This window comes from Oceanirhabdus sp. W0125-5 (assembly GCF_027938815.1).
In the GTDB taxonomy this organism is placed as follows: Bacteria; Bacillota; Clostridia; order Clostridiales; family Clostridiaceae; genus Oceanirhabdus.
On the sequence record NZ_CP115913.1, the window covers coordinates 335,001 to 342,500 of the forward strand.

Here is a 7,500-nt window from a genome sequence, read left to right on the forward strand (position 1 = left end):
AATTTGTTTCTTAGTTATATATAATGAAGCGCCTATCATTATTAATGTATAAATGCTTATAGATATGCCCAAGTACTGAAACATAAACATATATTGAAATAAAAAAGCAGTTATAATTGAAATAACTAATAGCATTCCTATTTTATGTTTTTCACCATCATCTATCTTATCTTTTAAAATATTCCTTTTTACAGTAATAAAATATTCTTTGTTCTTTTCTTTTAATATTTTATATGCATCATTATCCTTTATAATCTTAACAAAGTCATTGTTTATTCCTCTTAATTCTAATTCAATACACGCTTGTACAATATAAATTTTTTGATAATTATTTAATTGATCAATATTCTCTGAATTAACCTTTATAACTTTATCCTGTTCAATTTCTTCTAACTTAACCATATATGTAGTTACATTACTTTTTACTTCATATGCAAATGGAAATAATATATCACCTTTACCCCCAAACTCTTTCTCTATTCCGGTTTTTACAACCTCTTCCCCTCTGTTTCTATGCTCATAATGAACTTTATAAATCCCCATTGAGCCTTTTTCTTTAGGCATATATATATTGCCTTTATATAGCATCAATCCCTGCAATAAAGATATTCCCATATTATCCTCCTTTTATACGTTATATTTAAACTTTATTTTATATTTGTTGCAAATATATAGTATTTTTATTAAAATCTTACTATTATCTATTATTTTAACTAAATCGTACTAAGATATCAATATCTTTTATTGTTTTTCAATAAATTTTTATTGCAGTTCATTATGTGAATATATTTTTTACAAGTTTTCTGTTAAAAAAAATATAATTTGGCAATAAATAATGTAAAATATAATTAGAGACACTAATTTATATAATTATGAGGAGGTCAAAATAATGAATAACTTTAATGAATTATTACAGAAATATGCAAAATTAGCCGTAAAAACAGGTGTAAACATCCAAGAAAATCAAACTCTTGTAATTAATGCTCCAATTACAGCAAAAGATTTTGTTAGAGCTATAGCAAAAGAAGCATATTCATCTGGAGTAATTGACGTTCATGTTGATTGGAATGATGAAGAAATATCACTTATAAAGTTTAATTATGCTAATGATAATGTCTTTGACCATTTTCCTGATTGGAAAGCTACTAGCAAAGAATCTCTTGCTAATGAAGGTGCTGCATTTTTATCAATATCAGCCTCTAATCCAGATTTGTTAAAAAATGTGGATCCTAAAAAAATTGCTCGCACAAGAAAAGCTCAAGGGAAAGCAATGGAAGGCTTTAAAACAATATTGAATAAAGGGAATGTTAGATGGTCTATAGTATCTATTCCTACAGATGAATGGGCTATGAAAGTATTTCCTAACCTAAATAAAGATGATGCTGTAAAAAAACTTTGGGAAAATATATTTACAGTAACAAGAGTAGATTCTGATGATCCGGTTAAGGCATGGGATAATCACATAAATCTAATAAAGTGCAAAACAGATTTATTAAATAAGAAGCAATTTAAATCTCTACACTTTAAATCTACTGGAACAGATTTAGTTATAGATTTACCAAAAGATCATATATGGGTTGGTGGTGGACTAACTGACCACAAAGATATCTACTATATACCAAATATGCCTACAGAAGAAATTTTTACAACACCTCTTAAAACTGGTGTAAACGGAGTAGTCTCTAGTACTAAACCTTTAAATTATGGCGGAAACCTTATTGAGAACTTTACCTTAACTTTTAAAGATGGTAGAGTTGTAGATTATTCCGCTGAGAAAGGTTATGAAATTCTAAAAGGGCTTATTGAAACTGATGAAGGATCTCATTACATAGGAGAGGTAGCCTTAGTGCCTGATAATTCACCTATTTCTAATACTGGTTTAATATTCTATAATACTCTATTTGATGAAAATGCTTCTTGTCATCTAGCTATTGGTTCTTCATATCCTATATGCATTAAAGATGGTACTACTATGAATAAACAACAATTAGAAGAGCATGGCTTAAATACTAGTATCACCCATGTAGATTTTATGATAGGTTCTAAAGAATTATCAATTGAAGGTATTACAGAGTCTGGTGAACGTATGCCTATATTCACAAATGGAAATTGGAGTAAATAATCTTAAGCTTTTATTTGATAAATAATAATAATTATTATATAATATTCATATAACACTATACTAATGGATGAGGTGAATAATATGAATACTTCAATTTTAAAAGAAGGAATGAAGGCTCCTGAGCTTAACATACCTGGTACTGATGATAAGATTCATAATATAAGTGATTATAATGATAAAAAATTGATACTATTTTTCTATCCAAAGGATAATACCCCTGGATGAGTTAATGAGGCGGTATCTTTTAAAGATAACCTTAAGGTTCTGGAAGAACACAATTATGTAGTATTAGGAATTAGTAGAGATTCAATAAAATCTCACAATAGATTTATTGAAAAAAGAGAATTACCTTTTGTACTTCTTTCTGATGAAGAAGAAAAAGTTTGTACTTCTTATGAGGTGTTAAAAGAAAAAAAGTTGTATGGTAAGATTTCTATGGGTATTGAAAGAAGTACCTTTATAATAGATGAAAAAGGTACTATTGAAAAAATCTTTAGAAAAGTAAAAGCTAAAACACATGTTGAAAATGATATTATCCCTTATATAATGAAAGAGAAGTAGGATGTAATCTCCTACTTCTCTTTTGTTATTTCTCCCCACTTACCTGTTTCAGGATTCATATAGAAGGTATGTATTTTACCACTTAAATCTGATACTTTAACTTTATAGAAATAACCTGTAAAAAATGAAGGTCTGTTCATTGATTTTATCTTCTTATCTTTATGTTTAGTTTTTATTACTTTTACTGATTCATTTTTAAATCTAGTACTCAATATACTTTTTACTGATGATTTATAAGAATATTTAGGTATAGCCACTATAAAAATTAAAACCATTCCTATTAAAATTATCTTATTAATAATATTCATAAGCTTACTATCTTTATTATTAAATAACATATAAAGGATTATTATGATAGGAATTATACTTATGAATAGGGATGGATCATCAATAACTCCTACATAAAAAATATTATTTATTATAAATGATATGATAATAACAGTTATATAATATATTATGAATTTAAGGGATTTTATATAAACCACCTCCTATGATTATTTAATTCCGTTAATTTCATCTTTCATTCTATCAAAAAATTCCTTCATAAATTCATCTCTTTCTTCAGCTATTTCTTTAGCTGACTCTGTAAATAATCTATCTTTTATATTTTTCATTTTTAATTCATATTCTAAATTTGGTGCATGAATACTTGGATCTTTAAGCCTCATATTTTCATAAGTATTTGTTTTAATATACTCATTCACTGATGTGTCGTTATATATTCTCTGATTAAACTGTGCCGCTACCATAAAGCATCTTCCAACACCAATTGCTCCTAAAGAATCTAATTTGTCTGCATCAAATAATATCTTTTCTTCTATTTTTTTAGGAATATTATTTCCTCTATATCTGTGACTCCTTATACAGCTCTTGATCTTATTAATCTTATCTTGAGTATATCCTTTATCTTTTAATAATATTTCTGCCATATCTGCTCCTATATCTGCATGATTAATCTTTCCTGTCTTATCTTCATCTTCTTTCTTTCTTCCTATATCATGTAATATAGCAGATAGCTCTAAAACTTCCATATCTATATCGTAGTTAGTTTTTTCTTTATTAGCTATTGATACTGCTAATTTATAAACTCTAAGTATATGGTCTATATCATGGCCTCTGCTGCCTAATTCCTTTTTCATTTCTATTATTATGTCATTATATCTATCCATAACCCACCTCTCATCTAATGTTCTTCAATATATTTTATCATGTACATTTTCCTAATACAAACTTTAACATTTTTATTCAATTAATATTGAAGATACTTTTACAATATGTTGTGTTGCTAAAATACTTTACTACAACATGTATTGAGTCGATTTTTTGAGCATATAACTCTTTTTTTGTTAAATATACAGAAAATAACGTTTGAAATTTCTTATGGTTTACAAGTATAATAATAAAAGTGGTTTTTTTATCGAAATATATTGGACTATTAATATGACACTATGAATGGAAGGAAGAGTTAATATTGATATCTTACCAAGAATTATTTAATCAAGTTAAGTTCTGTGATGAGGAGAGATGGAATATGATAATTGTTGATGGTGTAGTTGGGGTCGGCAAATCTACATTAATGAACATTTTAGCTGAAGAGAGAAATATGGTACCTTTTCAGGAACCTGTTGTAGACAACCCTGTACTAGAAAAATTCTATCATGATAGAGAAAGATATAGCTTTCCTCTTCAAACATTTTTTTTAAACAAAAGATTTGAGCATATAAAAAAAGCATCTTCACTGAAGAATGCAATATTAGATAGAAGTATCTATGGTGATGTTATTTTTGCAAAAATGCTTAATGATACTAAAGAAATGTCAGATGAAGAATTTGATATTTATAATGATCTTTTTCACCATATGCTAAAACATATTCAAGCTCCTAAATTAATGGTATATTTAGAGATTTCTGTAGATAATGCTATTGATAGAATTAAGAAACGTGGTAGAGATTATGAATTAATCGTAGAAAGAGAATATTGGGAAAGACTAAATATGAATTATACTAATTATTTTGCTAATTATAATTTCTCCCCAATATTAAAAATTAATGTAGACAACATTGATTTTGAAAATAACTTAGAAGACAGAAAATACGTTCTTTCTGTAATAAACGAAGCTCTAAATAAAATTGAATCAGGAGGATATTAAAATGTTAGTTATAGATGGTGTTGTTGGGGTTGGTAAATCCACTTTGATGAAAATTTTATCTGAAAAATACTCACTTATACCTTTTCGTGAGCCAGTTGTTAATAACCCTATATTAGAAAAATTTTATCATGATAGATCTAGATACAGCTTTCCACTTCAAATTTTCTTTTTAAATAAAAGATTAGATCAACTTAATGAAGCAGCTCAATCTAAGGGTGCTGTATTGGATAGAAGTATTTATGGTGATTTAATTTTCGCAAAAATGTTATGTGATAATAATGAACTATCAAAAGAAGAATATAGTATCTATCAAGAATTATTTGATAACATGGCTGAACATATGCCTAAACCTAAACTTTTAATTTATTTAGATATTTCTGTTGATAACGCTATTAAAAGAATTGAAAAACGTGGTAGAGATTATGAGCTTATCACTGAAAAAGATTACTGGAAAGAATTAAATAAAAATTATACTGAGTTTTTTAGATCATATGATTACTCACCAATACTAAAAATCAATGTGAATGATTTAGATTTTGAAAATAATATGGAACATAGAGATTACATATTATCAGTAATTGATGATGCATTAAAGAACCTTGAAGAACAATCTGCTTAATAAAAAAGAGAGAGCTATCATGATAGCTCTCTCTTTATTTGTGTCAACTAATAAAAATTAATATTTTACTTTGTTGTATCTCTTATTATTAACTCTGGAGCATATAATACTTGCTTGTTAAAGTCTTCTTCACTTTTTTCTATTAACTTCATTAAAATAGATACTGCTTCTTCAGACATTTCAACAGCATTTTGTCTCATTGTTGTTAGTGCTGGAACACTATATTCAGATAATGGAAGATTATCAAATCCTACTACCATTGCCTCATCAGGTACACTTATTTTTAGATCACTCATGGCTTTAAGTACACCAAATGCCATTTCATCAGATGCAACAAATAATCCTTCAGGTATTTTCTCTTTGCCAATTTCTAAGCATATTTTATAACTATGTTTAAATGCCTCAACATTTTGATATACTTTAATATTATCTTCTGAAATATTATAATCCTTAACAGCCTTAAGAAACCCTTGCTTTCTATCATCAAAAGCTATCAATTCTGGATCTCCTATCATCAATCCAAGTGTCTTACAACCATTCTTTATAAGATGTTCTGTTGCTATATAAGCTGAGTTAAAGTGATCTACATCTACATATGGACATCCTTCTTCATTATTTTTTGCCATAGCAACAAAAGGAATATTCAGTTTCTTTAATAGTTTTATCTTTTCTAGGCTCTTCTTAACACTGAAAACGATAGCACCATCAACAAATCCTGATTTTAATATTTGAATATTTTTTTCGTTTTCCTTCGCATTCTCTGTATCAAATTGTAACATGAACGCATTAAACCCATATTTTCTAGCTTCATTTATAGCACACTGGAACATGTTTGAATAGTACTGTCCTGGATGTGGTTCTTTTTCTCTTTCAATCAGTAAAATTATATTTCTCACTGATTTTTTTCTTAAATTCTTAGCAAATATATTTGTTTCATATCCTGTTTCATTTATAATTTTTTTTATTTTAGATCTAGTTTCTTCTTTTACATAACCTTCATCATTTATTACTCTTGAAACGGTTCTTATTGAAAAACCGGACAATCTAGCAACATCTTTAATTGTTAAATTTCTACTCACGGTACATCCCCTTAATTTCTAGTATTTATTATATAAGCATTTTAGTATCACCATTATTATATCACAAATTTTCATAATTTCATTACATTTTAAAATATTTGAATTATATAATGAACACATATGATACTTATATGCTACTTTTTTTATTATATAATTAGTTTTACACAACTATTGAACCTACTGATATAGGGAACATTACACGTGATAGTTTCTTTATGAAATTCTTTAGTTTCTTAAAGAATAAAAAAAAAGCTTAGATTATAAAATCTAAGCTTTGGTGGCTAGACCAGGAATCGAACCAGGGACACGAGGATTTTCAGTCCTCTGCTCTACCGACTGAGCTATCCAGCCATAAATGGCTCCGCGAAGAGGATTCGAACCTCCAACCTATCGGTTAACAGCCGAGTGCTCCACCGTTGAGCTATCGCGGAATATTACCTGGCAACGTCTTACTCTCCCACACCGTCTCCAGTGCAGTACCATCAGCGCTGTGAAGCTTAACAATCCTGTTCGGAATGGGAAGGTGTGTAACCTTCACGCCATTATTACCAGATATCTATTTAGTTGAAGGATGTTCCTTCAAAATTGCACAAAGTAAGTTAAGATTAAGTCTTCGATCTATTAGTACTGGTCAGCTACATGTGTTACCACACTTACACCTCCAGCCTATCAACCTTGTGTTCTTCAAGGGATCTTATTGCACTAGGCAGGGAAATCTAATCTTGAGGTGGGCTTCACGCTTAGATGCCTTCAGCGTTTATCCCTTCCCGACATAGCTACCCAGCGGTGCCGCTGACGCGACAACTGGTACACCAGAGGTCAGTCCATCCCGGTCCTCTCGTACTAAGGACAGCTCCTCTCAAATTTCCTACGCCCGCGGCGGATAGGGACCGAACTGTCTCACGACGTTCTGAACCCAGCTCGCGTGCCGCTTTAATGGGCGAACAGCCCAACCCTTGGGACCAGCTAC

General features: G+C 29.2%; 8 protein-coding genes, 2 tRNA genes and 2 rRNA genes (2 of these 12 running past the window's edge). 4 read left to right on the forward strand and 8 right to left on the reverse strand.

Annotated elements, in window-relative coordinates; translation table 11 throughout:
- Positions 1-615: the start of a DUF4153 domain-containing protein gene (locus OW730_RS01540; protein WP_271227380.1), read on the reverse strand. The gene continues 1,293 nt to the left of window position 1, outside the view; 615 of the gene's 1,908 nt are visible here — the first part of the coding sequence; its start codon is at positions 613-615; its stop codon lies off the left edge, out of view.
- Positions 616-889: 274 nt separating this feature from the next.
- Between OW730_RS01540 and OW730_RS01545 the strand changes: the two genes are divergently transcribed.
- Entirely contained in the window at positions 890-2,122 is a 1,233-nt protein-coding gene (locus OW730_RS01545) for an aminopeptidase (protein WP_271227381.1), read from the forward strand.
- Between the two features lie 81 nt (positions 2,123-2,203).
- Positions 2,204-2,683, forward strand: a complete 480-nt coding sequence (gene bcp, locus OW730_RS01550) for a thioredoxin-dependent thiol peroxidase (protein ID WP_271227382.1) — start codon at positions 2,204-2,206, stop codon at positions 2,681-2,683.
- Positions 2,684-2,694: 11 nt separating this feature from the next.
- On the opposite strand, the gene OW730_RS01555 is transcribed toward bcp, so the two are convergent.
- Together OW730_RS01555 and OW730_RS01560 are read right to left on the reverse strand one after the other, a co-directional pair.
- Positions 2,695-3,021, reverse strand: coding sequence for a hypothetical protein (locus OW730_RS01555; protein WP_271227383.1), 327 nt, complete (start codon positions 3,019-3,021; stop codon positions 2,695-2,697).
- A 156-nt stretch (positions 3,022-3,177) separates the two neighbouring features.
- Positions 3,178-3,852, reverse strand: coding sequence for an HD domain-containing protein (locus OW730_RS01560; RefSeq protein WP_271227384.1), 675 nt, complete (start codon positions 3,850-3,852; stop codon positions 3,178-3,180).
- Positions 3,853-4,214: 362 nt separating this feature from the next.
- Here OW730_RS01560 and OW730_RS01565 point away from each other — a divergent pair, with 362 nt between their 5' ends.
- Together OW730_RS01565 and OW730_RS01570 are read left to right on the forward strand one after the other, a co-directional pair.
- Positions 4,215-4,832 (forward strand): deoxynucleoside kinase, encoded by a 618-nt coding sequence (locus OW730_RS01565; protein WP_271227385.1) that lies wholly within the window; start codon positions 4,215-4,217, stop codon positions 4,830-4,832.
- Position 4,833: 1 nt separating this feature from the next.
- Positions 4,834-5,451 (forward strand): deoxynucleoside kinase, encoded by a 618-nt coding sequence (locus OW730_RS01570; protein ID WP_271227386.1) that lies wholly within the window; start codon positions 4,834-4,836, stop codon positions 5,449-5,451.
- A gap of 65 nt (positions 5,452-5,516) precedes the next feature.
- On the opposite strand, the gene OW730_RS01575 is transcribed toward OW730_RS01570, so the two are convergent.
- The 5 genes from OW730_RS01575 to OW730_RS01595 all read right to left on the reverse strand — a co-directional run.
- Positions 5,517-6,530: a LacI family DNA-binding transcriptional regulator gene (locus OW730_RS01575; RefSeq protein WP_271227387.1), complete on the reverse strand. Its 1,014-nt coding sequence runs from the start codon at positions 6,528-6,530 to the stop codon at positions 5,517-5,519.
- A 275-nt stretch (positions 6,531-6,805) separates the two neighbouring features.
- A tRNA-Phe gene (locus tag OW730_RS01580) sits at positions 6,806-6,881 on the reverse strand.
- A gap of 5 nt (positions 6,882-6,886) precedes the next feature.
- Positions 6,887-6,961 (reverse strand) — tRNA-Asn (locus OW730_RS01585).
- Positions 6,962-6,966: 5 nt separating this feature from the next.
- A 5S ribosomal RNA gene (gene rrf / locus OW730_RS01590) occupies positions 6,967-7,083 on the reverse strand.
- A gap of 48 nt (positions 7,084-7,131) precedes the next feature.
- Positions 7,132-7,500, reverse strand: a 23S ribosomal RNA gene (locus OW730_RS01595) (it continues 2,531 nt past the right edge of the window).